Genomic DNA, 26,026 nt, shown 5'->3' on the forward strand with positions numbered 1-26,026 from the left:
GGGGTGGGAGCGGGCTTGCCCCGCGATGCTTTTACTCCACCCGGGTCTCGCCGCTATACACCAGGGTATGGCGACAGCGCCGGCACAGGTAGCGCCGCCCCTGGCGCACCAGGCTGTGGCGTTGCGCCGAGAACGGGAAGTCGCTGCCGGCGCACGGGCAGCGGTAGATGTAGCGGGTGACCGTGCGGCGCTTGACCGCGTAGTTGTGGCAGCGGTGTGGCGGCAGCTCGTACACGCCGCGCATGATCAGCTGCCATTCCTCGCCATGGGGCTGGATACGCTCGCCAAACAGTTGGTGGGCCACCAGGTGGGCGACCTCGTGGGGTACGGTCTGCTTGAGGAAGTCTTCGCTGTTTTCGCGGTACAGCTGCAGGTTGAAGCGCAGCAGGTTCTCGTGCAGGTGCGCGACGCCGGCCTTCTGGCCGCGCAGCTTGAAGCTGACTTCGGGGCGCGGGAAGGGCCGTTTGAAAAAGGTTTCGGCTTGCTGGTAACAGGTTTCGACGCGGGATTTGAGCAGTTCGGGCATATCGGGGAACACTCCTGGCCGACAATTATGCCGCAACCGCGGCGGCGCTGCCGAGCCACCTGTCAGCGCACAGTATCAGGCCGCCTTGCGGCGGCCTGATGGTGAGTGCACCTATGTTGCTGTTTCTAATAATGCAGGTCAGTTGGTGTAGACGGGCCCCACGCCCAGTCCCCAGACAATCACGGTGAAGGCCATGATGGCGACCAGCACCACCAGCCCTACCGCCAGTACCGAACTCGAGAACAGAAAGCCCTCATCGGAAGGAATGTTCATGAAGGTCGGCAGGCCGACATACAGCAGGTACACCGTGTAGCACACCGCTGCGGTGCCGACGATCATGCCCAGCCACAGGTGCGGGTACAGCGCCGCCAGGCCGCCGACGAACAGGGGCGTCGCGGTGTAGGTGGCAAAGGCGATGCAGCGCGCCAGGCTTGGGTTGGCATCGTAGGTGCGGGCCATCCAGTGGATGAACGCGCCCATCACCGCCACGCCGCCGAGCATGGCCAGGTAGGACATGATGGTCATCCACAGCGCGCTTTCCTGGGTCAGCATGACCGGCGCGCGATCACCGATGACCCAGCCGACCTGGGTGGTGCCGATAAACGCCGAAACCGCCGGGATCGCGGCGAGGATCAGCGTGTGGGTCAGGTACATGTGGCTTATGCTTTCTTCTTCACCGCGTATTTCTTTCCATTCCTGATCGGGATGGGTAAATAGCCCAACAACGTGATGGATCATGCCGGTCACTCCTTTCGTTGTTGCCATCGCCCCCCAGCGGAGCGCTTGCGGCCCCAAGTCTGGGCCAGAGGTTGGAGGTCACCTTTGTGTGGCCTTATGTCGCAGTATAGGAAGGCGTTCGCCGCATAAAGCCGGCTTTTTAGAGCAAATCGCGCTGTCAGGGCCGTGCTTAATCACGATGCAGTCTTTATCGGATTGGCCTACGCCCACTGGCGGTTTAAGGGTAAAATGCTCGGCTTTTGTCACACCTCGCGGATTCCAAGCGCTATGGGCACCCTTTCGGTCAACCAGAACAAACTGCAAAAACGCCTGCGTCGTCTCGCCGGCGAAGCCATCACCGACTTCAACATGATCGAAGACGGTGACAAGGTCATGGTCTGCCTGTCCGGCGGCAAAGACAGCTACACCATGCTCGATGTTCTGCTGCACCTGCAGAAAGTGGCGCCGATCAAGTTCGACATCGTCGCGGTGAACATGGACCAGAAGCAGCCGGGCTTTCCCGAGCACGTGCTGCCGGCCTACCTCGAGGCGCTCGGTGTCGAGTACCACATCGTCGAGAAAGACACCTACTCGGTGGTCAAGGAACTGATCCCGGAGGGCAAGACCACCTGCTCGCTGTGCTCGCGCCTGCGCCGTGGCACCCTGTACACCTTCGCCGACGAAATCGGCGCGACCAAGATGGCCCTGGGGCATCACCGCGACGACATCGTCGAGACCTTCTTCCTCAACATGTTCTTCAACGGCACCCTCAAGGCCATGCCGCCCAAGCTGCGTGCCGACGACGGGCGCAACGTGGTAATCCGCCCGCTGGCCTACTGCAGCGAGAAGGACATCCAGGCCTACTCGGACATGAAGGAATTCCCGATCATCCCGTGCAACCTCTGCGGCTCCCAGGAAAACCTGCAGCGCCAGGTGGTCAAGGACATGCTGGTGGAGTGGGAGCGCAAGACCCCGGGGCGTACCGAGAACATCTTCCGTGGCCTGCAGAACGTGGTGCCGTCGCAGCTGGCTGACCGTAACCTGTTCGACTTCACCAGCCTGAAGATCGACGAAACCGCCACCCCGCGCTTTGTCGACGTGCTGAACATCTGACGGCCATGCGCGATTACCAATGGCTGCATGAGTATTGCCTGAACCGCTTCGGCTCGGCCGCCGCCCTCGAAGCGCACCTGCCCCAGGCGAAAAGCCCCGCGCAGTTGCGTGAGATCGGCGCCGACCGCTACCTGTCGACCCTGGCCCTGCGGGTGTTTCGCGCCGGCTTGAAGCACAGCCTGGTGGACGCCAAGTGGCCGGCCTTCGAGCAGGTGTTTTTCGGCTTCGACCCGCAAAAGGTCGTGCTGATGGGTGCCGAGCACCTGGAGCGGCTGATGCAGGACACGCGCATCATCCGCCACCTGGGCAAGCTCAAGAGCGTGCCGCGCAATGCGCAGATGATCCTCGACATCGAGAAGCAGCACGGCAGCTTTGGCGCGTTCATTGCCGACTGGCCGGTGACCGACATCGTCGGCCTGTGGAAGTACCTGGCCAAGCATGGCAACCAGCTGGGCGGGCTGTCGGCGCCGCGTTTCTTGCGCATGTGCGGCAAGGACACCTTCATCCCCACCAATGACATGGCCGCGGCGCTGATCGCCCAGGACATCATCGACAAGCCGCCGACCAGCCAGCGCGACCTGGCCCTGGTGCAGGAAGCCTTCAACCAGTGGCATGCGCAGAGCGGGCGGCCGCTGTGCCAGCTGTCGGTGATGCTGGCGCACACCGTCAATCACTGAAATCGCTGGTGCCGCCATCGCTGGCAAGCCAACTCCCGCAAAACCCTGTGGGAGCGGCGGTGCGGCGACCCGACTTGCCCCGCGATGAACTCACCGCCTAGTGCGAACCTTCTCCGGCCAACCGCCGCTCATACTGAAAGCGCCAGCGCACATACAGCAAGGCACTGACGAACAGCGCCAGGCTGATCGCCACTTCCAGCCAGCCGAACAGCGCCCGCGCCGGGTCGAAGGCGGCGAGCACGCCCTTGATGAAGTACAGATTGACCACAAAGCAGGTCCAGGCATGGGCGCGGGCGTTGCCCAGCAGCATGCCTGGCAGCAGCAGGGCCAGCGGCACCAGCTCGATCGCCAGGATCACCCCGACCCGCGCACCATGAAGGTCGGCGAACAGCAGGTTGTTCAGGGTCAGCAGGGCGACCAGGCCGAAAAAGCTCGCCAGGCTCAGCGCCCGGGTCAGGCGCAGGCGCGGCGCCAGCCATTCGAGCGACGGCAATACCTTGGGCTTTTTAGCCACGGCCGTTCTCCAGTAGTTTGGCGGTAGACGCCAGACGCTGGCCCAGGGCGCGGCACAGGGCGATTTCGTCGGCATCCAGGTCGCGCTTGCCGTCGGCGCCAGCATGGTGGCTGGCGCCATAAGGCGTACCGCCGCCCCGGGTTTCCAGCAATGCCGACTCGCTGTAGGGCAGGCCCATGATCAGCATGCCGTGGTGCATCAGCGGCAATAGCATCGACAGCAGGGTCGATTCCTGGCCGCCGTGCAGGCTGGCGGTGGAGGTGAACGCCGCCGCTGGCTTGCCGACCAGGCCGCCGCTCAGCCACAGGCTGCTGGTGCCGTCGATGAAGTACTTGAGCGGTGCGGCCATGTTGCCAAAGCGCGTCGGGCTGCCCAGGGCCAGGCCCGAGCAGTGGCGCAGGTCGTCGAGGCTGGCATACAGGGCGCCGGTGTCGGGGATGTCCGGGGCGACGGCTTCGCACTCGGTGGAAATCGCCGGTACCGTGCGGATACGTGCCTCAAGGCCGGCCATCTCGACGCCGCGGGCAATCTGCCGGGCCATCTCGCTGGTCGAGCCGTGGCGGCTGTAGAACAGGATCAGGATATATGGCGCGCTCACGGAAGGATCTCCAGCACCTTCTCTGGTGGCCGGCCGATCGCGGCTTTATCGCCGGCAATCAGGATCGGCCGCTCGATCAGCTTCGGGTGCTGGACCATGGCCTCGATCAACTGCGCCTCGCTGAGGCTGGCATCGGCCAGGTTGAGCGTCTTGTATTCGTCTTCACCGCTGCGCAGCAGCTGGCGGGCACTGATGCCAAGCTTGCCGAGCAGGGCCTTGAGCTCGCCGGCCGTCGGCGGGGTTTCCAGGTAGCGCACCACGGTCGGGGCCAGGCCGCGGGCTTCGAGCAGCTCCAGGGCGCCACGGGATTTGGAGCAGCGCGGATTGTGATAGAGGGTCAGGTCAGTCATGTTCGGGTCGCATCCAGCAGGGTGTGGCGGCTATTCTAACCGCAGCGACTTCGCATTTTGCTTGAATCTTCGAGAAGGATTGACCCATGACAAGGCGTTTGGCAGCAGCACTGGCCATCACCGCGAGCCTGTTGCTCGGCGGTTGCGGTGCAGATTACGGCCTGGACCAGCACGGCCAGGCAGTGAAAGCCGAGCAGATTGAAGGGCACTGGCTGGTGCTCAACTACTGGGCGGAATGGTGCGGCCCGTGCCGTATCGAAATTCCCGAACTCAACGCCGCGGCCAAACAATGGCAGGGGCAGGGCGTGCAGGTAGTGGGGGTGAACTTCGACGGCCTGCAGGGTGAAGACCTGAAAAAGGCCAGCGAAGCCCTGGGTATCGGCTTCACCGTACTGGCCAGTGACCCGGCCGAGCGTTACCAATTGCCGCGCAGCGAAGCCTTGCCGGTGACCTACATCATCGATGACAAGGGCAAGGTGCGTGAGCAGTTGCTGGGCGAGCAGACGCTGGAGGGCCTGAACCAGAAGATCAAGGCGCTGAAAGGCGCCTGACGGCTCAAGCTGCAAGCTGCAAGATAGAGCCAGAGCGCGTACAGTCTGCTCTTACTTGCGGCTTGAAGCTTGTGGCTTGCCGCTTAAGTCACCCCTCCTCAGGCCAGAAACGCAGCGGCTTGCCCTCGGCGGGCCAGAAGCGCACTTGCTCGATCGGCGAGATATCCCAGCGCTGCACGGTTTCCAGCGCCTGCAGGAAGCGTCTTTCCTGCTCCATCAGCGCCGGTGCACACAGCTTGCGGGTACTGCCGACCTTGCCGAAGCTCAGCTTGTCGCCGTCCAGCTGGTACGGCGCGAACCAGTGGTTGCAGCCGCCGTTGCCATAGGCGCGGCCGTCGGCGGCGAGGGTCAGGGTCAGGTGGCTGTAGTCCATCAGCGGACGCTCGCCAATCCATTCCAGCAGGTAGCTGCGTTCCTGTTCCAGCTTCATCGGCTCGGCGGCGCAACCCAGCAGGGCAGTGCCGATCAGGGCTGAGAGCAACAGCGTTTTCACTGGGCCGTCTCCTTGCATTTCGGGCACAGGTGTTTGTCGCCGCGGCTGATCCAGCCAAGCTCGGCGATGCGTGCGCTGGCGGCCGGTTGCTGGGCTTTTTTACCCAGTTTGGCGTCGACCGCGAATTCGAAGCTCAGGGCGGCCTGGCAGCTGTCGCAGTTGACCTCCCAGGTGTGGATCGCCAGTTCGCCGAACACCGGGCCGCTGGCTACCGCGACCCATTGGCCGGTCGGGTTGATCAAGTGGCGCACCGACTCCACGGTCAGGCGCATGGACAAGTCCTTGCTGCCCTTGAGGGTCACCAGCAGAACGTCGTTCTTCTGGATCGAGCCGCCGTTGCCGGTCACTTGATAGCGACCTGGCACCAGGGCGCGGCACTCGATCAGGGTGTGTTGCGGGTTAAACAGGGTGTAGCGGAAATCGTGTTCGACCATGGGTCCTCCAAATCTGCCGCGTATCCTAGCATCAACCCTCGACCAAGTTCTGCGGATTGCCTGCCGCCCAGCGGCTTATGTTGTCCAGGGTGGTGGCGGCGATGGCCGCCAGCGCTTCACGGGTGAGGAAGGCCTGGTGGGCGGTGACGATCACATTGGGGAAGGTCAGCAGCCGCGCCAGCACGTCGTCCTGCAAGGGCAGGTCGGAGCGGTCTTCGAAGAACAGCTGGGCTTCCTCTTCATAGACATCCAGGCCCAGGTAGCCGAGCTGGCCGCTTTTCAGCGCCTCGATCAGCGCCGGCGTGTCGACCAGGGCGCCGCGGCCGGTATTGATCAGCATGGCCCCGGGTTGCAGGTCGGCCAGGCTCTTGGCGTTGATCAAGTGGCGGGTGTCGTCGGTCAGCGGGCAGTGCAGGCTGATGACCTGGGCCTGGCGCAGCAGCTGCGGCAGGCTCAGGTAGCGTGCCCCGAGCGCCAGCAGGTCGGGGTTGGGGTAGGGGTCGTAGGCCAGCAACTGGCAACCGAAACCGGCCATGATCCGCGCAAAGGCCGCGCCGATCTGCCCGGTACCGACCACGCCGACGGTCTTGCCGTGCAGGTCGAAGCCGGTCAGGCCGTGCAAGGTGAAGTCGCCTTCGCGGGTGCGGTTGTAGGCCCGGTGCAGGCGCCGGTTGAGGGCCAGGATCAGCGCCACCGCATGCTCGGCCACGGCATGTGGCGAGTAGGCCGGCACCCGTACCACGGCCAGGCCCAGGCGTTTGGCGGCGGCCAGGTCGACGTGGTTGTAGCCGGCCGAGCGCAGGGCGATCAGGCGCGTGCCAGCGGCCGCCAGGCGCTCCAGTACCGCAGCGCCAAGGTCGTCATTGATGAAGGCGCAGACCACTTCGTGGCCGGCCGCCAGCGGCGCGGTGTCTTCGGTAAGGCGCGCCGGTTGAAAGTGCAGCTCAATCTCCGGCGCCGGTGCAGCGCTGGTGAAGCTGTCCTGGTCGTAGGTCTGGCTGCTGAAAAACAATACGCGCATGGGATGTTCCTGAAGGCTTTGCCGGAAAGTTTAACCAAGGGGCAAGGGTTGGGCCTTGCCCCAGGTCAGCCAGGGTTCAGGCGCTCATGCGCGCCTGGGCAGTCAGCCGGGTGATGGCCCGGTCCAGTTCGTCCAGCGCTTGCGGCGCCTGTGGGTCATCCTGCTTGAGCAAGGTTTCACTGCGTTGGCAGGCGGCGCGCAGTTGCGGCACCCCGCAGTAGCGCGAGGCGCCATTGAGCCGGTGCACGCGCTCGATCATGCCATTGCGGTCGGCTGCCTCGCGGGCGACACGAATCGCTTCGCGGTCGGACTCCAGCGACGCCAGCAGCATCGCCAGCATGTCGGCGGCCAGGTCCGGCTTGCCGGCAGCCAGGCGCAGGCCCTCCTCGGGGTCGAGCACCTTCAGTTCGCTGCTGTCCGGCGTGCGCTCCAGCGGGCGTTCCGGGCGCGGCGCACCGAGGGCCATGCCGGTCCATTTGAGCACCACCTGGGCCAGTTGGCGCTCGCTGATCGGTTTGGTCAGGTAGTCGTCCATGCCGCTGTGCAGCAGGGCGCGTTTTTCGTTGGCCATGGCGTGGGCGGTCAGCGCCACGATTGGCAGCGCCGGGCCGCTCTGGCTGGTTTCCCACTGGCGGATCTGCTCGGTGCATTCGCGCCCGTCCATGCCGGGCATCTGCACGTCCATCAGCACCAGGTCGAAGCGCTCGTCCTGCACCGCCTGAACCGCCGCATAGCCGCTGTCGACCGCCAGCACTTCGGCACCCAGGTCTTCGAGCAGGGTTTGCACCAGCAGCAGGTTGGCCGGGTTGTCGTCGACGCACAGCACCTTCGGCAACGGCTGGTCGGACACCGGCTTGCTCTCGCTGCCCGGGCGCCGCGGCTGGACCATCTCGACCAGGGCCCGGCGCAATTTGCGCGTGCAGGCAGGCTTGGCCTGCAACTGGCCGTGAGCATTGGGCAGGTAAGGGTGGTACAGCGCCTGTTCGGTGGTCGGGCACAGCACCAGGGCCTGGCAGGCGAGGTTTTCCAGTTGCTGGATGTACTGACCGAGGCGCTCCGGCGAGAGGCTGTCGAGGTTGACCCCAAGCACCGCCAGCTCGAAAGGTTGCCCGGCCAGGCTGGCGGCTTCGACCGCGTGCAGCAGTTGTTCGACCGTGGTGTACAGGCTGACGCTCAGGCCACAGTCTTCCAGTTGATGCTCCAGGGCCTGGCGCGCCAGTTCGTGGCTGTCGACAATTGCTACGCGGCGGCCCACCAGCGGTTGCGTTGGCAGGTCTTCGGCGTCGTCGCGGGCCTTGGGCAGGCTCAGGCTGATCCAGAACTGCGAGCCTTCGCCGGGCGTACTGTCGACGCCGATCTCACCGCCCATCTGTTCGATCAGGCGCTTGGAAATCACCAGGCCCAGGCCTGTGCCACCGGGTTGGCGCGACAGCGAGTTGTCGGCCTGGCTGAAGGCCTGGAACAGTGCCCGCACATCCTGGCTGGACAAGCCGATGCCGGTGTCCTGAACGCTGATGCGCAACTGCACGCTGTCTTCGCGCTCGTCCTCGAGCATGGCCCGGGCGACGATGGTGCCCTCGCGGGTAAACTTGATGGCGTTGCTGACCAGGTTGGTAAGGATCTGCTTGAGCCGCAGCGGGTCGCCAACCAGCGACAGCGGTGTATCGCGGTACACCAGGCTGACCAGCTCCAGCTGTTTGGCGTGGGCCGCCGGGGCGAGGATGGTCAGGGTGTCCTGGATCAGGTCGCGCAGGTTGAACGGAATGCTGTCGAGCACCAGCTTGCCGGCCTCGATCTTGGAGAAATCGAGGATCTCGTTGATGATGCCCAAGAGGCTGCCGGCGGACTTTTCGATGGTGCCCAGGTAGTCGAGCTGGCGCGGGGTCAGTTCGCTTTTTTGCAGTAAATGAGTGAAACCAAGAATGCCGTTCAGCGGCGTACGGATTTCATGGCTCATGTTGGCGAGGAACTCGGACTTGATCCGGCTGGCCTCCAGGGCCTCCTTACGCGCCATGTCCAGCTCGATGTTCTGGATCTCGATGGTTTCCAGGTTCTGGCGCACATCTTCGGTGGCCTGGTCGATGCTGTGCTGCAGCTCTTCGTGGGCGTTGTGCAGGGTTTCGGCCATACGGTTGATCCCCGCAGCCAGTTCATCAAGCTCGTAACTGCCCATTGCGGGCAAGCGTTCTTCGAGGTTGCCGTCTTTCAACTGGGTGACTGCGTATTTGATCTGGCCGATCGGGCCGTTGATCGTGCGGCTCATGCGCAGGGCCAGCAGGGCGGTGGCGGCCAGGCCGAGGAAAATCAGCAGCAGGCTGGTAAACAGGCTGCGGTAGCCGCGCAGCAGGGTGCCGTCGTGGGACAGCTCGATTTCCACCCAGCCGAGCAGGCGATCGGCTTCGCCGGGAATCAGCTCGCCGGCCAGGTCGCGGTGGCGGCCGAACACCGGCAGCAAGTAACGGGTGGCGTCATTGCCGGTGCGCTGCAGCAACTGCGTGCCGCCACCGGTGGGTGCCTGGTTGAGCATGCTCGGGCCGGCGTGGGCCAGGGCGTTGCGGTCGGGGCCGAGAAAAGCCACGGCACGCACATCGGACTGCTCCAGGGCCTGGGCGGCAATGCGCTCCAGCTGCGCCGGGTCGTGCCGTGCCAGGGCCGGCGCCACCAGCGGGGCCAGTTGCTCGGCAATCATCTTGCCGCGTTGCAGCAGTTGGGTCTGCAGCTCGCTCTGCTGCAACCAGGTGAAGTAGCCGCCCAGCACCAGCGCCATCAGGCCGGCTGGCAACAAGGCGAGCAACAGCACGCGGCTTCTGATCCCCAATCTATTCAGCACGCCACTCTCCTGTGCCCGGTAAGCGCTGTAAGCCTCCGCCAGCTCCTGCTGACGGACCAAGTCGGAAAAGTACCGCGCCTACTCGCGTAATGCACTCATTTGTATCTGCTTTTGTCGATTGCCAAGGATAACCGGGGCTTTGGTCGAGCTGCGGTTGCCTGTGCAGGGGGAATGCCGAATAATCGCGTGATTGAGAATTGCTAGCATCGGCCAATGACTCCTGTATCTATTAGTACCTCCAACATCCTTGCCATCGAGGACGATCCGGTCCTGGGTGCCTACCTGCGCGAAGAGCTGCAACGCGGCGGCTTCAAGGTCACCTGGTGCCAGAATGGCAAGGAGGGCCTGCAGGTCGCGCAGAGCAGCCGCTTTGATGTGGTGCTGATGGATATCCTGCTGCCCGGCCTCAACGGCCTGGATGTACTGGCGCAGTTGCGCAAAAGCAGCTCGACGCCGGTGATCCTGATGTCGGCGCTGGGCGCCGAGGCCGACCGCATCAGCGGTTTCAAGCGTGGCGCCGATGACTACCTGCCCAAGCCCTTCAGTATGGTCGAGCTGCAGGTTCGCATCGAAGCGATCCTGCGCCGGGTAGCGCTGGAGCGGCGCCACCAGCAACCGGCTGCGATGCTGGCCGGTGAACTGCGCTTCGACGAAGAGGCCAGCGATGTCTGTTATGGCCAGCAGTGGGCGGGGTTGACCCTCAGCGAGTACCGCCTGCTCGACACCCTGCAGCGCAGCGATGAAGAGGTGCTGAGCAAGGCCTTCCTTTATCAGCAGGTGTTGCAGCGCGGCTATGCTCGCCACGATCGCAGCCTGGACATGCACGTCAGCCAGATCCGCCGCAAGCTCAAGGCCATCGGCTACCTGGAGCGCGAGGTGCGCACGGTGTGGGGCAAGGGCTACGTGCTCAGTAGCGTTGAGGTGCACTGAGGTGCCCAATCGTCATTCCGTGTTCTGGAAACTGGCGATCCTGCTGGTGGGCTTCTGCCTGCTGATGATCGGCCTGAGCTGGACCTGGGGCCGGCACATGGACACCCAGAACGCCTTCCTTTCCGAACAGGCCAAAAGCATCCTGCAAGGCTATGCCAGCGAAGCCGAGCAGGCCTGGCTGCAAGGCGGGCAGGCCGGTATCGACGCCTGGCTGGCGGCGGTGGGTGAAAAGGAAAGCGGCTGGGTCGGGGTGATCGGCCCGAACCTGCAGTCGTTGAGCAGCACGCCGCTCAACGAGGCTGAAAGCCGGCGCCTGACCTTTCTGCGCGGCATCGACTGGCCAGTAAGCCCGCGCGCGATCGGCATGCCGTGGATGCGCCTGCCGTTCCCGCAACAGCCACATTTGGGCACCTTGGTCATGGAGCTGCCGCAGCGCCTGGCGCCGGGGCAGTACCGGGTGCTGTGGCGGGTGGTGACCAACGGCATCATCCCCGGGCTGTTTACCTTGCTGCTATGCGTCGGCCTCTACCGCATGCTGGTTGTGCCGCTGATCCAGTTGCGCGAGCAGGCCAATGCCTGGCGTGCCGACCAGCTATCGGCCCGGGTCGCCAGCAGCACCACCAGCCGCCAGGACGAGTTGGGCGAACTGGGCCGTGCCTTCGATGACATGGCCGAACGTCTGCAGGGCACGGTGGCCTTGCAACAGCAGCTGTTGCGCGACCTTTCCCACGAGCTGCGCACGCCCTTGAGCCGCTTGCGCGTGGCCTGCGACAGCGAGGCGGATGCCAATCAGCTACGCGTACGCCTGGGGCGCGAAATCGACTGCATGCAGCATCTGGTCGAAGATGCCTTGCAACTGGCCTGGCTCGACACTGAGCGGGCGCCCTTGAGCAAAGAGCCGATTCAGGTCCAGGCCCTGTGGGAAATGCTCGCTGAAGACGCCTGCTACGAAAGCGCCTGGCCGGCCGCGCAACTGCGCTGCGGGCTGGATGCCTCGTGCTGGGTGCAAGGCAACCTCAACAGCCTGGCCCAGGCCCTGGAGAACATCCTGCGCAATGCCATTCGGCATTCCTCGGCCACGGGGGTGATCCGCCTGGACGGGCGGCGCCAGGGCGATACCTGGCTGATCTGGCTGGAAGACCAGGGTGGTGGCGTCGCCGAAAGCGAGCTGGAGCGCATTTTCGCACCCTTTACCCGCCTGGACGGATCGCGCCCCGGCGATGGCGGCTTCGGGCTGGGCCTGAGCATTGCCCGCAATGCCGTGGTCCGCCAGGGCGGGCGCTTGTGGGCGCAGAACACCGGGCAGGGCTTGCGCCTGAACATGCAGCTGCCAGCAGTGTGATCTCCTTTGGGAGCGGCGGTGCGGCGACCCGACTTGACCCCCGATAGGGCTGCAACAGGCTCCGCAATCCCAGCTTATAGCTCGCAGCTATAACCCCAACACATTGCGTGATATGGGCAAATCCCGTTTGCCGGTATGATAGGCGCCCCCGCAGTCTGGATTGCGAATACGCCATGACCTTGCAGTACCCAACCATCGCCGATTGCGTCGGCAACACGCCTCTGGTCCGCCTGCAGCGCATTGCCGGCGAAACCAGCAATACCCTCCTGCTCAAGCTTGAAGGCAACAACCCGGCAGGCTCGGTCAAGGACCGGCCGGCGCTGTCGATGATCACCCGCGCCGAGCTGCGTGGGCAGATCAAGCCGGGCGATACCCTGATCGAAGCGACCTCGGGCAACACCGGCATCGCTCTGGCCATGGCGGCGGCGATCAAGGGTTACAAGATGATCCTGATCATGCCCGACAATTCCAGCGCCGAACGCAAGGCGGCGATGACCGCCTATGGCGCCGAGCTGATCCTGGTCAGCAAGGAAGATGGCATGGAAGGCGCCCGCGACCTGGCCGACCGCCTGCAGGCTGAAGGCCGTGGCCTGGTGCTCGACCAGTTCGGCAATGGCGACAACCCTGAAGCCCACTACGTGAGCACCGGCCCGGAAATCTGGCGCCAGACCCAGGGCAGCATTACCCACTTCGTCAGCTCCATGGGCACCACCGGCACCATCATGGGCTGCTCGCGCTACCTCAAGGAGCAGAACCCGGCGGTGCAGATCGTCGGCCTGCAGCCGATGGAAGGCTCGGCCATCCCCGGCATCCGTCGCTGGCCGCAGGAATACCTGCCGAAGATCTACCAGTCCGAGCGCGTTGACCGTGTGGTCGACATGGCCCAGAGCGAAGCCGAAGAAACCACCCGCCGCCTGGCCCGGGAAGAGGGCATTTTCTGTGGTGTGTCCTCCGGTGGTGCAGTGGCAGCCATGCTGCGCCTGTCCCGCGAGCTGGAAAACGCCGTGATGGTGGCGATCATTTGCGACCGTGGCGACCGTTACCTGTCGACCGGCATTTTCGATTCAGTGAACTGATGTCCAAGAACAAACGTAACAGCGGCCTGCGCTTTCAGCCGGCCGGTGGCACCCGCGCGCCACAGATCCCCACCGGTAAAAAGCAGCGCCTGAGCATCGAGCGCCTGGCCGGTGACGGCCGGGGCATCGCCTTTCTCGACGGTCGTACCTGGTTCGTCAGTGGCGCGCTGGCCGAGGAAGAGGTCGAAGCGCGGGTGCTCAACACCCACGGCAAGGTGGTCGAGGCGCGCCTTGAGCGGGTGTTCAGTGCCAGCCCGGCGCGCCGCGAGGCCCCGTGCAAGCACTTCGACCGCTGTGGCGGCTGCAACCTGCAGCACCTGCCCCATGCCGAGCAACTGGCGCTCAAGCAACGCCTGCTGGCCGAGCAGTTGCAGCGGGTTGCCGGCGTGCAGCCCGAGCATTGGGCCGCGCCGCTGAGCGGTCCGGAATTCGGCTACCGGCGCCGGGCGCGGGTTGCGGTGCGTTGGGACAACAAGGCAAAACAGCTTGAAGTCGGTTTTCGCGCCGAAGCCAGCCAGGACATCGTCCCCATCGACGACTGCCCGGTGCTGGTACAACCCTTGCAATCAATCATGCGTCACCTGCCTACGCTGTTACGCAGCCTGAGCAAGCCGCAAGTGGTGGGTCACGTCGAACTGTTCAGCGGTACCGCGCTGGCGCTGCTGTTGCGCCACACCGGGCCATTGGGTGAGGGCGACCTGGCGCGCCTGCAGGCGTTCTGCGCCGAGGCCGGTGCGCAGCTGTGGCTGCAAGGCGAGGGTGAACCTTTGCCGCTGGACGCCGGTCAGAGCCTCGGTTTCCGCCTTGAACCGTGGAACCTGGAGCTTGCGTACCGGCCGGGCGATTTCGTCCAGGTCAACGCCCAGGTCAACACCGCGATGATCGAGCAGGCCCTGGCCTGGTTGGCGCCGCAGGCCGATGAGCGCGTGCTCGACCTGTTCTGTGGCCTGGGCAACTTTGCCTTGCCGCTGGCCCGGCAGGCCAAGGAAGTGGTGGCGGTGGAGGGGGTGCAGGCGATGGTCGAGCGGGCCGCCGCCAATGCCCGTAGCAACAATTTGCATAACACGCAGTTTTTTCAGGCCGATTTATCGCAGCCTTTGGCGGCGTCGGGCTGGGCCGCAGGAGGCTTTTCTGCGGTACTCTTGGACCCACCGCGTGATGGTGCATTTGAGGTTGTGCGAAAAATCGCAGACCTCGGCGCGAAACGTCTTGTTTATGTATCGTGCAATCCGGCGACCCTGGCCCGCGACACCGTTGAACTGGTCAGGCAGGGTTACCGGTTAAAAAGTGCCGGGATTCTCGACATGTTTCCTCAGACGGCGCATGTCGAAGCCATGGCGTTATTCGAAGCGGGTTAGCCAGGCTGACGCGTTCGGCGCTGCACCTTGGGTCCGGCAGGGGCAGCACCAGTGATTTCAAGCGCATCGCGAATGCGCTGTAGGGAAAGGTAAACAAAGATGGTACAGGTGAGAGTGCACCAGCCGGTCAACACCGACGGCAGTATCAATCTCGAAGCATGGCTGGATCATGTGGTGAGCGTCGACCTGGCGCTGGACCGGGAGGCCCTCAAGGCCGCTTGCGAGTTCGCCCAGGACATCGAAAAAAAGGGCAACCCGGCCAAGCATTCCTGGGCCGATGGTACGTCGAGTTTCCAGGCCGGCCTGGAAATCGCTGAAATCCTGGCCGACCTCAAGCTCGACCAGGACTCGCTGGTCGCCGCGGTCATCTACCGCGCTGTGCGCGAAGGCAAGGTGACCCTGGCTGAAGTCGGCCAGCGTTTTGGCCCGGTGGTCTCCAAACTGATCGACGGCGTGCTGCGCATGGCTGCCATCAGTGCCAGTCTCAGCCCGCGCCAGTCGCTGGTGCTGGGCTCGCAGGCGCAGGTCGAGAACCTGCGCAAGATGCTCGTGGCAATGGTCGACGACGTGCGCGTGGCGTTGATCAAGCTGGCCGAGCGGACCTGCGCGATTCGCGCGGTCAAAGGCGCCGACGACGAGAAACGCAATCGCGTCGCCCGCGAAGTCTTCGATATCTACGCACCGCTGGCCCACCGACTGGGCATCGGTCATATCAAGTGGGAGCTGGAAGACCTGTCCTTCCGCTACCTCGAACCCGATCAGTACAAGCAGATCGCCAAGCTTTTGCACGAGCGCCGGCTGGACCGCGAGCGCTTCATCAGCGACGTGATGAACCAGCTGCAGAACGAACTGCTGGCCACCGGCGTCAACGCCGACATCAGCGGCCGGGCCAAGCACATCTATTCGATCTGGCGCAAAATGCAGCGCAAGGGCCTGGAATTCAGCCAGATCTACGACGTGCGCGCAGTGCGCGTGCTGGTCCCGGAAATGCGCGACTGCTACACCGCGCTGGGTATCGTCCACACCCTCTGGCGGCACATTCCCAAAGAGTTCGACGACTACATCGCCAACCCCAAGGAAAACGGCTACCGCTCGTTGCACACCGCGGTGATCGGCCCTGAGGGCAAGGTCCTCGAGGTGCAGATCCGCACCCATGCCATGCACGAAGAGGCCGAGCTCGGCGTCTGCGCGCACTGGCGCTACAAGGGCACCGATGTCAAACCCAGCTCCAACCACTACGAGGAGAAAATCTCCTGGTTGCGCCAGGTGCTGGAATGGCATGAGGAGCTGGGCGACATCGGTGGCCTGGCCGAACAGCTGCGCGTTGATATCGAACCGGACCGGGTTTACGTATTCACCCCCGATGGCCACGCCATCGACCTGCCCAAGGGCGCCACGCCGCTGGACTTTGCCTACCGGGTGCACACCGAGATCGGCCACAACTGCCGCGGGGCGAAGATCAACGGCCGCATCGTGCCGCTCAACTACAGCCTGCAGACCGGCGAGCAGGTCGAGATCATCACCAGCAAGCACGGCAACCCCAGCCGCGACTGGCTGAACTCGAACCTGGGCTACGTCACCACCTCGCGGGCGCGGGCGAAGATCGTCCACTGGTTCAAGCTGCAGGCCCGCGACCAGAACGTCGCCGCCGGCAAGACCCTGCTCGAGCGCGAACTCAACCGCCTGGGCCTGCCGCAGGTCGACTTCGAACGCCTGGCGGAAAAAGCCAACCTGCGTACCGCCGAGGACATGTTCGCTTCGCTGGGCGCCGGGGACCTGCGCCTGGCGCACCTGGTCAACGCCGCGCAGCAACTGGTCGAGCCCGAGCGCAGCGATCATGTCGAGCTGGTGCCGCGCAAGGCCACCGGCTACAAGCCGGGCAAGCGTGGCGACATCCAGATCCAGGGCGTCGGCAACCTGCTCACGCAAATGGCCGGTTGCTGCCAGCCGCTGCCGGGCGATGCGATTGTTGGCTACATCACCCAGGGCCGTGGCGTGACCATCCACCGTCAGGACTGCGCCTCGGTGCTGCAACTGGCCGGGCGCGAGCCGGAGCGGATCATCCAGGTCAGCTGGGGGCCGGTGCCGGTACAGACCTACCCGGTGGATATCATCATCCGTGCCTACGACCGTCCGGGCTTGCTGCGTGACGTTTCCCAGGTCCTGCTCAACGAGCGGATCAACGTGCTGGCGGTCAACACCCGCTCGAACAAGGAAGACAACACCGCACTGATGTCGCTGACCATCGAGATTCCTGGCCTGGATGCCCTCGGGCGCCTGCTGGGGCGGATTTCGCAACTGCCGAACATCATCGAGACGCGGCGTAACCGTACGCCGTAAGACTGCTATCGCGGGCCAGGCCCGCTCCTGCAGGCATCCTCTGTGGGAGCGGGCTTGACCCGCGATAAGGAACCCAAGATGTATACCCTAGACGACCTGCTCCACCTCATGGCCCGCCTGCGCGACCCGCAGCATGGTTGCCCGTGGGACCTCAAGCAGACCTACGCGACCATCGTCCCCTACACCCTCGAAGAAGCCTACGAAGTGGCCGACGCCATCGAGCGCAGCGACTTCGAGCACTTGCAGGGCGAACTCGGTGACCTGCTGTTCCAGGTGGTCTACTACAGTCAGCTGGCACGCGAAGAAGGCCGTTTCGAGTTCGATGGCGTGGTCGACAGCATCACCCGCAAGCTGATCCGCCGCCATCCGCACGTATTCCCAAGCGGTGAACTCTACGCTGCCCTCGACACACCCAAGCTCGACGAAGCCCAGGTCAAGCAGCGCTGGGAACAGATCAAGGCCCAGGAGCGCGCCGAGAAGGGCGAGCCCGAGCAGTTGTCGTTGCTCGACGACGTGCCGGCCGCGTTGCCGGCCTTGTCGCGGGCGGCCAAACTGCAAAAGCGTGCCGCCCAGGTCGGTTTCGACTGGCCACACGCCTTGCCGGTGCTCGACAAGGTTCGCGAAGAACTCGACGAAGTGCTGCAGGCCATGGCCGACGACGACAGCGTGGCCCTGGCCGACGAGCTTGGCGATTTGCTGTTCGCGGCGGTCAACCTGGCCCGGCACCTGAAGGTCGACCCGGAAAACGCCCTGCGCGGGGCGAACAAAAAGTTTGAGCGACGTTTCCGTTTTATCGAACAGGCATTGCGCGACATAGGCCGTCCGATTGAAGATTGCACCCTCGAAGACATGGATGCGCTCTGGGGCGAAGCCAAACGTCAGGAAAAGAACCTGCCCAGCTGCGGCTGAGCTGTTGCATAAGTGAGTGAACGATGAGCCTTTCCCTTCGCGACCAATTGCTCAAGGCCGGTCTGGTCAACCAGAAACAGGTCAAGCAGGTCAGTAAAGATCAGAAGAAACAAAAGCGCCTGGAGCACAAAGGCCAGGTCGAGGTCGACGATACCCAGCAGCGGCTGGCCAAGGAAGCCATGGCGGAAAAAGCCAAGCGCGACCAGGAGCTCAACCGCCAGCAGCAGGAGAAGGCCGAGCAGAAGGCCCGCGCCGCCCAGGTCAAGCAATTGATCGAAGTCTCGCGCCTGCCCAAGCTGACCACCGAGGACTACTACAACTTCGTCGACGACAAGAAGGTCAAGCGTCTGTCGGTCAACGCCCTGATGCGCAGCAAGCTGAGCAGCGGTTCGCTGGCCATCGTGGCCCATGGCGGTGGTTACGAAGTGATCCCTCGTGAAGCGGCGCTGAAGATCCAGGAGCGCGACCCGCAGCGTATTGTCCTGCTCAACACCCAGGTTGAAGAGCCGGATGCCGACGATCCGTACGCGGCCTACGTGATCCCTGACGATCTGATGTGGTAAAGACGACAAACCCCGCTTCGGCGGGGTTTGTTTTTTCTGGAGGGGGTTACTGCTGTTGCCGTCTGTTCTCGAGGTATTCCAGCTCGATGCGGTAGCTGTGGGCCTCATGCTCGTTGTGGAACATGCCGACCAGCTCACCCTGCTGATGCACATCCCAGATGCGCACGCCTGCAGCCAGGCCTTCGTGAGACATTTTGCTTTCGTCGCGCTCAGTTACTTTGACAGTCATCTGCAAACTCCACTTTCAGTTAACTGCGGCACCGTGTCGCAGGTCTCTTTTATAGAATTTGTTAGCAGGCTAAGTAAATAAACGGCGCATGAAACATCTTTCATGTCCCTGTGGGGCCTGGCTTGCCCCGCGATGCGATGTGACGGGTAGCCTGCGATCGCGGGGTAAGCCCGCTCCTACCAAGGGTGTAAAAAAAACCCCGCACTTGGCGGGGTTTGGGGTGTTACCAGCAGTCAGGCAATCAGTTGCCCTTGACTGTCTTGCCGTCGACCGTGCCGTCCTGCAGGACGATCACGTACTCCTTGCCGTCGGTCTCGACCTGGCGAAGTTGCACCAGCAGGTAATCCCAGTCCTTGGCGAACCACAGCTCGGTGATGCGCTTGCTCTGGCTCGGGTCGCGCACGCGCTCGACCTTGATGGCATCGACCTGGCCGGTCTTGGTGGTGACTTTCTCGCTGCCCAGGACGCGGAAGTCGTAGGTGTCGATCTCGTCGCCATCGACCACCTGGTAGCTCACGCTCTTCTTGCCGGCTGCCACGTCATGCTGCAGGGCCAGTTGATAGGTGGACTTGTCCAGTACGCCGCGGTTGAGCGGCAGGTTGATCGCGTCGCCGCGGTCGGTGCCGGTGATCTTCTTGCTGCTCCAGTCGAAATCCAGATCGACCTTCTTGGCCTTGCCCAGGCCGCCACGCTCGAAGTGGTAGGTCTGGGGCAGCAGGGTGTCCTTGTCCAGCTTCAGGGTACTTTGCTCAATCAGGCTGGCAATCATCATCGACGCCTTGAAATTGAGGTTCCAGGTACCGTTGGCGTTCTTTTCCAGGCTGCGCTCGGCAGTGCCACTCATGGGCAGTTGCTTCCAGTCGGCGGTGTAGCTGGCCGAGAATGGCTTCAGATCGGCTGCCTGCAACGGCAGCGCGAGCACGGCGAGAGCGAAGAGCAGGGCACGACGCATAATTTCTCCTAGGGTCGAATCAAGTGGCCGCTGGCCGCCAGAGGCTGGCCATCCAGTAGAGCACCGTGCTCGCCCAGGCGCAAACGGCCCTCGGCAAACCAGCGCACCGCCAGCGGATAGATCAGGTGTTCCTGGCTGTGAACCCGCTGTGCCAGACGTTCTGGCGTGTCATCCAACTCTACCGGTATCACTGCCTGTACGACCAGCGGTCCGCCATCGAGTTCCTCGGTGACGAAGTGCACGCTGCAGCCATGCTCGGCATCGCCGGCTTCCAGCGCTCGTTGATGAGTGTGCAGGCCCTTGTACTTGGGCAGTAGGGAAGGGTGAATGTTCAGCAGGCGGCCCTGGTAGTGACGGACAAAGCCGGCACTGAGGATGCGCATGAAACCGGCCAGCACCACCAGTTGCGGGCGGTAGCCATCGATCAGTTCGACCAGTGCCGCGTCGAATGCCTCGCGGCCGTCGAAGGCCTTGTGGTCGAGCACGGCGGTGGCGATACCGGCGTCTTTGGCGCGCTGCAGGCCATAGGCGTCGGCGCGGTTGGAGATGACCGCGCAGATCCGCACCGGGCTGTCGCCGGTGCGGGTGCTGTCGATCAATGCTTGCAGGTTGCTGCCGGTGCCGGACAACAGCACCACGACATCACAGGTCTTGCTCGGCATCAGTGTGCCTTGACGTTCTTCAGCTCAACCTGGGCAGCGCCTTCGGCGGCGATGCCGATCTGGCCGATGACCCATGGCTGCTCGCCGGCTTCACGCAGGACCTTCAGGGCGATGTCGACCTGGTCCTGGGCGACGCAGATGACCATGCCGACGCCGCAGTTCAATACGCGGTGCATTTCGTGCTCGTCGACGTTGCCTTGCTGTTGCAGCCAGTCGAACACCACCGGGCGATTCCAGCTGGCCACGTCAACCACAGCCTGGGCGCCTTTTGGCAGGACGCGCGGGATGTTGTCGAGCAGGCCGCCACCGGTGATGTGGGCCATGGCCTTGACCGCGCCGGTGTCCTTGATCAGCTTGAGCAGCGGCTTTACGTAGATGCGCGTCGGGGCCATCAGCAGTTCGGTCAGCGGCTTGCCGTCGAGCTGGACGGTTTCGATGTCGGCACCGGAAACTTCGATGATCTTGCGGATCAGCGAGTAGCCGTTGGAGTGCGGGCCGGACGATGGCAGGGCGATCAGCGCGTCGCCAGTGGCAACCTTGGAGCCGTCGATGATTTCGGCTTTTTCTACCACGCCAACGCAGAAGCCGGCCAGGTCGTAGTCTTCGCCTTCGTACATGCCTGGCATTTCAGCGGTTTCACCGCCGACCAGGGAGCAACCAGCCAGTTCGCAGCCAGCGCCGATACCGGTGACCACGGTAGCGGCAACGTCGACATTGAGTTTGCCGGTGGCGTAGTAGTCGAGGAAGAACAGCGGCTCGGCACCGCAGACCACCAGGTCGTTGACGCACATGGCGACCAGGTCCTGGCCGATGCTGTCGTGCTTGTTCAGGTTCAGTGCCAGGCGCAGCTTGGTGCCGACGCCGTCGGTGCCGGAGACCAGAACCGGCTGCTTGTAGCCGGCCGGGATCTCGCAGAGGGCGCCAAAACCGCCCAGGCCGCCCATGACTTCCGGGCGCGCCGTGCGCTTGGCAACGCCTTTGATGCGTTCGACCAATGCTTCACCGGCGTCGATGTCTACACCGGCGTCCTTGTAGCTCAGGGAGGGTTGCTTGCTCATGATCCAGGCCTTTAGGGGGGAGGGATTCAGGGGAATCGACCGTGACCTGCCAGGCAAGGCGGAGGGAATCCGGCTGCCTGACCGTCGCCGGTCTGCGAAGGCGCGCGATTTTATCAGGGTTGCCCGGTAGCGGCCATCCTCAGGCCGACGGGCAGGGCCTTAAATGTTGCGAAAAATACGCTTTAACAGTGCGCGACTGGTTGCCACGGCGCAGGCTGTATAAGGTATAGCAAAGGCGATGGGCGCAATTTGCCGCCAGCGGTTGAATGTTTTACCGGGTGCTGCGGTCTGAGCTGCGTCCGTTTTTGTCGCCCACGCTTCTTTATTACCTGGACAGGAATCCTCCATGCGTTTGCGTAATTACCTGGCCGCCGGCTGTCTGGCCCTGTTCGGCCTCTCGGCTCAGGCCGAAACCCTCTCCGGCCTTTATCAGGTCCGCGAACCGGTCACCGGCCAGGGCGCCGAAGCCCGTACCCAGGCCACCGAAAAAGCCCTCGAAACCCTGGTGTTGCGCCTGACCGGCGACGCCAAGGCTGTGCAAAGCCCGGGCCTGGCTGCGCTGCGCAAAGACCCGCAACAAATCATCAGCCAGTTCGGCTTCGAGGCCGGCCCGCCGGAAACCGTGCTGGTCGACTTCGACCCGGGCAGCACCGAGCGCGCCTTGCGTCAGGCGGGCCTGGCCCTGTGGGGCAATAACCGGCCAGCGATCCTCGGCTGGTGGTTGAACGACAGCGTCGAAGGTTCGAACTTGGTTGGTGACGGCCAGGGCAGCGCCGAACCGCTGCGTCGCGCCGCCCAGCACCGCGGCCTGCCGCTGCGCTTGCCGCTGGCCGATCTGCAGGAGCAACTGGTGGCAACCGGCAAGAATCTTGAAGGCACCGACCCGGCGCCGCTGCGCGAGGCTTCCGAGCGCTACGGCGCCGATGCCTTGCTGGCGGTGCACGCCAGCGAAGCCGATGGCAAATGGCAGGGTAAGTGGCGCCTGTGGCTGGGCGAGCAGCGCGAGCAGGGCACTGCCGAGGGCGCTGATCAGGCGGCCCTGGCCGATGCCGTGATGCTCGCCGTCAGCAACCGCCTGGCGCCGCGCTTCGTCGCCCGTCCAGGGGCCAGCAGCGAAATGCAGGTGCAGGTCCAGGGCATGACCCTGGAACGTTATGCCGAACTGGGCCGGGTGCTCGAGCCTTACGGCGCGCGGCTCAAGGTGGTGCAGGGCGATACCCTGACCTATCAGGTCACCGGCAACAGCGATCAGTTGCGCGCGCAACTGGGCCTGGCCAAGTTGCAGGAGCTGCCGGCCGATGCGCCCGCGGCACCTGCAGCCGTCGATCCGGCCAACCCCGGGGCAACCCAGGCCGCCGCCCCGCAACCTTTCAACGGGCTGCGTTTTCGTTGGTAAACCCTGACCTGGCCGGGAGCCGTTCATGACTGATACACGTCGCTGGGTATGGGTAGGTGGGGCGCTGCTGTGCGCGGCCTTGCTGTATTGGCTGCACCCGATTCTTTCGCCGTTTCTGGTCGGTATTTTGCTGGCCTACCTGGCCGATCCGCTGGTCGACCGTCTGGAGCGCGCCGGCCTGTCGCGCACCTGGGGTGTGGTGGTGGTGTTTGCCCTGTTCACCCTGCTGCTGACCTTGCTGCTGCTGGTATTGGTGCCGATGCTGGCCAAACAGCTGGTGCGCCTGTATGAGCTGGCGCCGCAGATGCTCGACTGGCTGCAGCACCAGGCCCTGCCCTGGGTGCAGACGCGCCTTGGCCTGGCCGACGGCTTCTGGAAGTTCGACAAGATCAAGGCCGCCATCAGCGAGCACATGGGCCAGACCACCGACATCGTCGGGGTCATCCTGTCCCAGGCCACGGCTTCGGGCCTGGCCCTGATCGGCTGGCTGGCCAACCTGGTGCTGATCCCGGTGGTGAGCTTCTACCTGCTGCGCGACTGGGACCTGATGATGGCCAAGATCCGCAGCCTGCTGCCGCGCCAGCGCGAGGAACGGGTGGTGGCCCTGGCCGGTGAGTGTCACGAAGTGCTGGGCGCCTTCGTCCGTGGCCAGCTGCTGGTGATGCTGGCCCTGGGTATCATCTATGCCTCGGGGCTGATGCTGGTGGGCCTGGAGCTGGGCCTGTTGATCGGCCTGCTGGCGGGCCTGGCGGCGATCGTGCCGTACATGGGCTTCATTATTGGTATCGGCGCGGCGATGATTGCCGGGCTGTTCCAGTTCGGCGGCGACCCTTATCCTTTGCTCGGCATCGCAGCCGTATTCATGGTCGGCCAGGCGCTCGAAGGCATGGTGCTGACACCGCTGCTGGTGGGCGATCGCATTGGCCTGCACCCGGTGGCGGTGATCTTCGCGATCCTGGCCGGTGGCGAGATGTTCGGTTTTACCGGGGTGTTGCTGGCCTTGCCGGTGGCGGCGGTGATCATGGTGCTGCTGCGCCATGTGCATGACCTGTATAAAGAGTCGGATATCTACGCGGGCGAAATCGACCCGGATCTCTAGCTTGATAGCACCTGGCTTGCATTGGCCTTTACCCGCTAATGCAAGCCTTTGATTTTACTTGTGGTCTGCGCCGATTGTGCGAGGGGCTCCACGGGTATAAACTTTGCAGACTTTTCACAAAAGGCCCCTTGCGGTTCCCCGGAACTGCCCAGCCAGCATGAAACCGATCCAGTTGCCCCTGGGTGTGCGTCTGCGTGATGACGCCACCTTCATCAACTACTATCCGGGTGCCAACGCCGCCGCTTTGGGCTACGTCGAGCGACTCTGCGAAGCCGACGCCGGCTGGACCGAAAGCCTGATCTACCTGTGGGGCAAACAGGGCGTGGGCCGCACCCACCTGCTGCAGGCCGCCTGCCTGCGCTTCGAGCAACTGGGTGAACCGGCGGTGTACCTGCCCCTGGCGCAATTGCTCGATCGCGGCGTCGAATTGCTCGACAACCTCGAACAGTATGAACTGGTCTGCCTCGACGACCTGCATGTCATTGCCGGCAAGCCGGAGTGGGAAGAGGCCATGTTCCACCTCTTCAATCGCCTGCGCGACAGTGGTCGGCGCCTGTTGCTGGCTGCCTCCAGCTCGCCCCGCGAACTGCCGATCAAGCTCGCCGACCTCAAGTCGCGCCTGACCCTGGCGCTGATCTTCCAGATGCGTGCGCTATCGGACGAAGACAAGCTGCGCGCCCTGCAATTGCGTGCTTCGCGCCGCGGCCTGCACCTGACCGACGAGGTCGGGCACTTCATCCTCACCCGTGGCACCCGTAGCATGAGCGCACTGTTCGACCTGCTCGAGCGCCTCGACCAGGCCTCTTTGCAGGCTCAACGCAAGCTCACCATCCCGTTCTTGAAAGAAACTTTGGGCTGGTAAGGCAGGGGCTAGAGCCTCGGCACATAAAAGTCACATTTTTTTCGATTGAATTTGCAAATCGATGCGATAGAAGGCATAGTCTCGACTTCTTTAAATTCCAGACACGGTCGTGCCCATGCTAAATCGCTTCGCACCCCTCGTGCCCCTCGCACTCGTGACCCTGCTTTTTGGCTGCGCGACCACCGGTCCCGTATCGCAGCAGCAGGTTCAGCAGCAACCGGTTTCCGCTCAGGTTTCGACCAAGTCCTCCGTCCAGGCGACGTTCGAGGAAGAGCTGGCCACCGAAGAAGAGCTGCAAGATTTCTCCAGCAGCAAGCCTTACCAGCTGCCAGCCCTGGCCGACAACATTCTCGAGCGCGGCATGTCGCTGATCGGTACCCGCTACCGTTTCGGTGGTACCTCCGAGAACACCGGCTTTGATTGCAGCGGCTTCATCGGCTACCTGTTCCGCGAAGAAGCCGGCCTCAACCTGCCGCGCTCTACCCGCGAAATGATCAACGTCAAGGCCCCGCTGGTTGCTCGCAACAACCTCAAGCCAGGCGACCTGCTGTTCTTCAGCACCAATGGTCGCGGCCGCGTCAGCCACGCCGGTATCTACCTCGGCGACGATCAGTTCATCCACTCCAGCAGCCGCCGCAGCGGTGGCGTGCGCATCGACAAGCTCGGTGATCGCTACTGGAGCAAGACCTTCATCGAAGCCAAGCGTGCACTGGCCATGGCTCCGGCCGCGACCACGCTCTCGCGCAACTGATCCTTCGACAGGTTTGACCACGGCGACGTAGCTGAAAAGCTCGTCGCCGTGCGTGTTTACAGAAAGCGTCTAATCTAAATTCTCAACTCTTTTCGGCTCTTGGCCGAAGCGGCTTCAGACAGGATGTTCTGACCATGGCGATGATGGCGCGCTTCGCTCTACTTTCCCTCGCAGCACTGCTCGGTGCCTGCTCAAGTCATGCCCCGGCCCCGCGTAAAGTGGTCGAGCCGGCAGTCATGGCCCCGCAAGTGTATTTCTCCCCGGTTGCCGAAGACGTGCTGTTCCGCGCCCTGGGCCTGGTCGGCACGCCGTACCGTTGGGGCGGCAACACCCCGGATTCGGGTTTCGACTGCAGCGGCCTGATTGGCTACGTCTATCGTGATGCTGCGGGCATCTCGTTGCCGCGTTCGACCCGGGAGATGATCGGCATCCGCGCACCGAGCATCGAGCGCAACGACCTGCAGTCCGGCGACCTGGTGTTCTTTGCCACCAATGGTGGCTCGCAGGTCAGCCATGCCGGTATCTATGTCGGCGAAGGGCGCTTCGTCCATGCCCCGGCCACCGGCGGAACGGTGCGCCTGGACTACCTGTCCAACAGCTATTGGCAAAAGACCTACCTGAACGCCAAGCGGGTGCTGCAGCCAGCGCACCTGGCGCGCAACCCCTGACCTGTGC

The 26,026-nt window shown here is 63.8% G+C and carries 28 protein-coding genes; 15 read left to right on the forward strand and 13 right to left on the reverse strand.

The window, feature by feature from the left end:
- Positions 1-31 precede the first annotated feature (31 nt).
- Entirely contained in the window at positions 32-526 is a 495-nt protein-coding gene (locus BLR26_RS09795) for a SprT family zinc-dependent metalloprotease (RefSeq protein ID WP_045195598.1), read from the reverse strand.
- Between the two features lie 138 nt (positions 527-664).
- Positions 665-1,264, reverse strand: coding sequence for a Yip1 family protein (locus tag BLR26_RS09800; RefSeq protein ID WP_093380265.1), 600 nt, complete (start codon positions 1,262-1,264; stop codon positions 665-667).
- A 267-nt stretch (positions 1,265-1,531) separates the two neighbouring features.
- Here BLR26_RS09800 and ttcA point away from each other — a divergent pair, with 267 nt between their 5' ends.
- Together ttcA and BLR26_RS09810 are read left to right on the forward strand one after the other, a co-directional pair.
- On the forward strand, positions 1,532-2,356 hold the full coding sequence (gene ttcA / locus BLR26_RS09805) for a tRNA 2-thiocytidine(32) synthetase TtcA (RefSeq protein ID WP_038993896.1): 825 nt from the start codon (positions 1,532-1,534) through the stop codon (positions 2,354-2,356).
- A gap of 5 nt (positions 2,357-2,361) precedes the next feature.
- The gene (locus BLR26_RS09810; RefSeq protein ID WP_093380267.1) at positions 2,362-3,033 is read left to right on the forward strand and encodes a DNA-3-methyladenine glycosylase I; all 672 of its coding nucleotides are present in this window, start codon (positions 2,362-2,364) and stop codon (positions 3,031-3,033) included.
- A 97-nt stretch (positions 3,034-3,130) separates the two neighbouring features.
- Here BLR26_RS09810 and BLR26_RS09815 read toward each other — a convergent pair whose 3' ends face one another.
- The 3 genes from BLR26_RS09815 to arsC are packed head-to-tail and all read right to left on the reverse strand — an operon-like array spanning position 3,131 to position 4,495.
- Positions 3,131-3,547, reverse strand: coding sequence for a DUF2069 domain-containing protein (locus BLR26_RS09815; protein WP_093380269.1), 417 nt, complete (start codon positions 3,545-3,547; stop codon positions 3,131-3,133).
- Positions 3,540-4,145: an NAD(P)H:quinone oxidoreductase gene (gene wrbA, locus BLR26_RS09820; RefSeq protein WP_093380271.1), complete on the reverse strand. Its 606-nt coding sequence runs from the start codon at positions 4,143-4,145 to the stop codon at positions 3,540-3,542. The genes BLR26_RS09815 and wrbA overlap by 8 nt, the downstream gene beginning before the upstream one ends.
- Positions 4,142-4,495 carry an arsenate reductase (glutaredoxin) gene (gene arsC / locus BLR26_RS09825; protein ID WP_093380273.1) on the reverse strand — a complete coding sequence of 118 codons (354 nt, stop codon included), beginning with the start codon at positions 4,493-4,495 and terminating at the stop codon, positions 4,142-4,144. The genes wrbA and arsC overlap by 4 nt, the downstream gene beginning before the upstream one ends.
- 86 nt (positions 4,496-4,581) lie before the next feature.
- Between arsC and BLR26_RS09830 the strand changes: the two genes are divergently transcribed.
- Positions 4,582-5,046: a TlpA family protein disulfide reductase gene (locus tag BLR26_RS09830; RefSeq protein WP_093380276.1), complete on the forward strand. Its 465-nt coding sequence runs from the start codon at positions 4,582-4,584 to the stop codon at positions 5,044-5,046.
- An 88-nt stretch (positions 5,047-5,134) separates the two neighbouring features.
- Here BLR26_RS09830 and BLR26_RS09835 read toward each other — a convergent pair whose 3' ends face one another.
- From BLR26_RS09835 to BLR26_RS09850, 4 genes are all read right to left on the reverse strand, one after another.
- Positions 5,135-5,539: an META domain-containing protein gene (locus tag BLR26_RS09835; protein ID WP_371128638.1), complete on the reverse strand. Its 405-nt coding sequence runs from the start codon at positions 5,537-5,539 to the stop codon at positions 5,135-5,137.
- The gene (locus BLR26_RS09840; RefSeq protein ID WP_045195583.1) at positions 5,536-5,973 is read right to left on the reverse strand and encodes a hypothetical protein; all 438 of its coding nucleotides are present in this window, start codon (positions 5,971-5,973) and stop codon (positions 5,536-5,538) included. The genes BLR26_RS09835 and BLR26_RS09840 overlap by 4 nt, the downstream gene beginning before the upstream one ends.
- Positions 5,974-6,004: 31 nt before the next feature.
- On the reverse strand, positions 6,005-6,994 hold the full coding sequence (locus tag BLR26_RS09845; RefSeq protein WP_093380282.1) for a 2-hydroxyacid dehydrogenase: 990 nt from the start codon (positions 6,992-6,994) through the stop codon (positions 6,005-6,007).
- Positions 6,995-7,070: 76 nt separating this feature from the next.
- Positions 7,071-9,824 carry a response regulator gene (locus tag BLR26_RS09850; RefSeq protein WP_045195580.1) on the reverse strand — a complete coding sequence of 918 codons (2,754 nt, stop codon included), beginning with the start codon at positions 9,822-9,824 and terminating at the stop codon, positions 7,071-7,073.
- A gap of 213 nt (positions 9,825-10,037) precedes the next feature.
- Between BLR26_RS09850 and BLR26_RS09855 the strand changes: the two genes are divergently transcribed.
- The 7 genes from BLR26_RS09855 to BLR26_RS09885 all read left to right on the forward strand — a co-directional run bounded on the left by BLR26_RS09855 (position 10,038) and on the right by BLR26_RS09885 (position 18,342).
- Positions 10,038-10,754, forward strand: coding sequence for a response regulator transcription factor (locus tag BLR26_RS09855; RefSeq protein ID WP_045195578.1), 717 nt, complete (start codon positions 10,038-10,040; stop codon positions 10,752-10,754).
- A 1-nt stretch (position 10,755) separates the two neighbouring features.
- Entirely contained in the window at positions 10,756-12,096 is a 1,341-nt protein-coding gene (locus tag BLR26_RS09860) for a HAMP domain-containing sensor histidine kinase (RefSeq protein WP_249744405.1), read from the forward strand.
- Between the two features lie 173 nt (positions 12,097-12,269).
- Positions 12,270-13,172 (forward strand): cysteine synthase CysM, encoded by a 903-nt coding sequence (gene cysM, locus BLR26_RS09865; protein WP_093380288.1) that lies wholly within the window; start codon positions 12,270-12,272, stop codon positions 13,170-13,172.
- Positions 13,172-14,530 carry a 23S rRNA (uracil(1939)-C(5))-methyltransferase RlmD gene (gene rlmD, locus BLR26_RS09870; protein WP_093380291.1) on the forward strand — a complete coding sequence of 453 codons (1,359 nt, stop codon included), beginning with the start codon at positions 13,172-13,174 and terminating at the stop codon, positions 14,528-14,530. The genes cysM and rlmD overlap by 1 nt, the downstream gene beginning before the upstream one ends.
- A gap of 99 nt (positions 14,531-14,629) precedes the next feature.
- Positions 14,630-16,870, forward strand: a complete 2,241-nt coding sequence (gene relA, locus BLR26_RS09875) for a GTP diphosphokinase (protein WP_045195574.1) — start codon at positions 14,630-14,632, stop codon at positions 16,868-16,870.
- 78 nt (positions 16,871-16,948) lie between these two features.
- On the forward strand, positions 16,949-17,779 hold the full coding sequence (gene mazG, locus BLR26_RS09880) for a nucleoside triphosphate pyrophosphohydrolase (protein ID WP_093380294.1): 831 nt from the start codon (positions 16,949-16,951) through the stop codon (positions 17,777-17,779).
- Between the two features lie 23 nt (positions 17,780-17,802).
- Positions 17,803-18,342, forward strand: a complete 540-nt coding sequence (locus tag BLR26_RS09885) for a DUF2058 domain-containing protein (protein ID WP_045195569.1) — start codon at positions 17,803-17,805, stop codon at positions 18,340-18,342.
- 46 nt (positions 18,343-18,388) lie between these two features.
- Here the strand turns inward: BLR26_RS09885 and BLR26_RS09890 are convergent, their stop codons facing one another.
- From BLR26_RS09890 to purM, 4 genes are all read right to left on the reverse strand, one after another.
- On the reverse strand, positions 18,389-18,571 hold the full coding sequence (locus BLR26_RS09890; RefSeq protein ID WP_038993913.1) for a hypothetical protein: 183 nt from the start codon (positions 18,569-18,571) through the stop codon (positions 18,389-18,391).
- A 241-nt stretch (positions 18,572-18,812) separates the two neighbouring features.
- Positions 18,813-19,523, reverse strand: coding sequence for a DUF3108 domain-containing protein (locus BLR26_RS09895; RefSeq protein WP_045195566.1), 711 nt, complete (start codon positions 19,521-19,523; stop codon positions 18,813-18,815).
- Between the two features lie 8 nt (positions 19,524-19,531).
- Positions 19,532-20,185, reverse strand: a complete 654-nt coding sequence (gene purN / locus BLR26_RS09900; protein ID WP_093380297.1) for a phosphoribosylglycinamide formyltransferase — start codon at positions 20,183-20,185, stop codon at positions 19,532-19,534.
- Positions 20,185-21,243: a phosphoribosylformylglycinamidine cyclo-ligase gene (purM, locus tag BLR26_RS09905; protein ID WP_093380300.1), complete on the reverse strand. Its 1,059-nt coding sequence runs from the start codon at positions 21,241-21,243 to the stop codon at positions 20,185-20,187. The genes purN and purM overlap by 1 nt, the downstream gene beginning before the upstream one ends.
- A 346-nt stretch (positions 21,244-21,589) precedes the next feature.
- On the opposite strand from purM, the gene BLR26_RS09910 reads away from it, so the two are divergent.
- The 5 genes from BLR26_RS09910 to BLR26_RS09930 all read left to right on the forward strand — a co-directional run bounded on the left by BLR26_RS09910 (position 21,590) and on the right by BLR26_RS09930 (position 26,019).
- Positions 21,590-22,639 carry a DUF2066 domain-containing protein gene (locus tag BLR26_RS09910; RefSeq protein WP_093380302.1) on the forward strand — a complete coding sequence of 350 codons (1,050 nt, stop codon included), beginning with the start codon at positions 21,590-21,592 and terminating at the stop codon, positions 22,637-22,639.
- A gap of 25 nt (positions 22,640-22,664) precedes the next feature.
- Complete coding sequence (locus BLR26_RS09915) at positions 22,665-23,738, forward strand: AI-2E family transporter (RefSeq protein WP_045195560.1); 1,074 nt, start codon at positions 22,665-22,667, stop codon at positions 23,736-23,738.
- A gap of 157 nt (positions 23,739-23,895) precedes the next feature.
- Positions 23,896-24,600, forward strand: a complete 705-nt coding sequence (gene hda, locus BLR26_RS09920; protein ID WP_010220358.1) for a DnaA regulatory inactivator Hda — start codon at positions 23,896-23,898, stop codon at positions 24,598-24,600.
- A gap of 115 nt (positions 24,601-24,715) precedes the next feature.
- Entirely contained in the window at positions 24,716-25,351 is a 636-nt protein-coding gene (locus BLR26_RS09925) for a C40 family peptidase (protein ID WP_045195558.1), read from the forward strand.
- Between the two features lie 134 nt (positions 25,352-25,485).
- Positions 25,486-26,019, forward strand: a complete 534-nt coding sequence (locus BLR26_RS09930) for a C40 family peptidase (RefSeq protein ID WP_093380304.1) — start codon at positions 25,486-25,488, stop codon at positions 26,017-26,019.
- Positions 26,020-26,026: the final 7 nt, after the last annotated feature.

The organism is Pseudomonas sp. UC 17F4, assembly GCF_900101695.1.
Taxonomy (GTDB): domain Bacteria; phylum Pseudomonadota; class Gammaproteobacteria; order Pseudomonadales; family Pseudomonadaceae; genus Aquipseudomonas.

Bases quoted from the DNA above. Each gene is read 5' to 3' on its own strand.
- BLR26_RS09795 (WP_045195598.1), bottom strand. From the start codon at position 526: ATGCCCGAACTGCTCAAATCCCGCGTCGAAACCTGTTACCAGCAAGCC.
- BLR26_RS09800 (WP_093380265.1), bottom strand. From the start codon at position 1,264: ATGATCCATCACGTTGTTGGGCTATTTACCCATCCCGATCAGGAATGG.
- ttcA (WP_038993896.1), top strand. From the start codon at position 1,532: ATGGGCACCCTTTCGGTCAACCAGAACAAACTGCAAAAACGCCTGCGT.
- BLR26_RS09810 (WP_093380267.1), top strand. From the start codon at position 2,362: ATGCGCGATTACCAATGGCTGCATGAGTATTGCCTGAACCGCTTCGGC.
- arsC (WP_093380273.1), bottom strand. From the start codon at position 4,495: ATGACTGACCTGACCCTCTATCACAATCCGCGCTGCTCCAAATCCCGT.
- BLR26_RS09830 (WP_093380276.1), top strand. From the start codon at position 4,582: ATGACAAGGCGTTTGGCAGCAGCACTGGCCATCACCGCGAGCCTGTTG.
- BLR26_RS09840 (WP_045195583.1), bottom strand. From the start codon at position 5,973: ATGGTCGAACACGATTTCCGCTACACCCTGTTTAACCCGCAACACACC.
- BLR26_RS09845 (WP_093380282.1), bottom strand. From the start codon at position 6,994: ATGCGCGTATTGTTTTTCAGCAGCCAGACCTACGACCAGGACAGCTTC.
- BLR26_RS09855 (WP_045195578.1), top strand. From the start codon at position 10,038: ATGACTCCTGTATCTATTAGTACCTCCAACATCCTTGCCATCGAGGAC.
- cysM (WP_093380288.1), top strand. From the start codon at position 12,270: ATGACCTTGCAGTACCCAACCATCGCCGATTGCGTCGGCAACACGCCT.
- rlmD (WP_093380291.1), top strand. From the start codon at position 13,172: ATGTCCAAGAACAAACGTAACAGCGGCCTGCGCTTTCAGCCGGCCGGT.
- relA (WP_045195574.1), top strand. From the start codon at position 14,630: ATGGTACAGGTGAGAGTGCACCAGCCGGTCAACACCGACGGCAGTATC.
- mazG (WP_093380294.1), top strand. From the start codon at position 16,949: ATGTATACCCTAGACGACCTGCTCCACCTCATGGCCCGCCTGCGCGAC.
- BLR26_RS09885 (WP_045195569.1), top strand. From the start codon at position 17,803: ATGAGCCTTTCCCTTCGCGACCAATTGCTCAAGGCCGGTCTGGTCAAC.
- BLR26_RS09890 (WP_038993913.1), bottom strand. From the start codon at position 18,571: ATGACTGTCAAAGTAACTGAGCGCGACGAAAGCAAAATGTCTCACGAA.
- BLR26_RS09895 (WP_045195566.1), bottom strand. From the start codon at position 19,523: ATGCGTCGTGCCCTGCTCTTCGCTCTCGCCGTGCTCGCGCTGCCGTTG.
- purN (WP_093380297.1), bottom strand. From the start codon at position 20,185: ATGCCGAGCAAGACCTGTGATGTCGTGGTGCTGTTGTCCGGCACCGGC.
- purM (WP_093380300.1), bottom strand. From the start codon at position 21,243: ATGAGCAAGCAACCCTCCCTGAGCTACAAGGACGCCGGTGTAGACATC.
- BLR26_RS09910 (WP_093380302.1), top strand. From the start codon at position 21,590: ATGCGTTTGCGTAATTACCTGGCCGCCGGCTGTCTGGCCCTGTTCGGC.
- BLR26_RS09915 (WP_045195560.1), top strand. From the start codon at position 22,665: ATGACTGATACACGTCGCTGGGTATGGGTAGGTGGGGCGCTGCTGTGC.
- hda (WP_010220358.1), top strand. From the start codon at position 23,896: ATGAAACCGATCCAGTTGCCCCTGGGTGTGCGTCTGCGTGATGACGCC.
- BLR26_RS09925 (WP_045195558.1), top strand. From the start codon at position 24,716: ATGCTAAATCGCTTCGCACCCCTCGTGCCCCTCGCACTCGTGACCCTG.
- BLR26_RS09930 (WP_093380304.1), top strand. From the start codon at position 25,486: ATGGCGATGATGGCGCGCTTCGCTCTACTTTCCCTCGCAGCACTGCTC.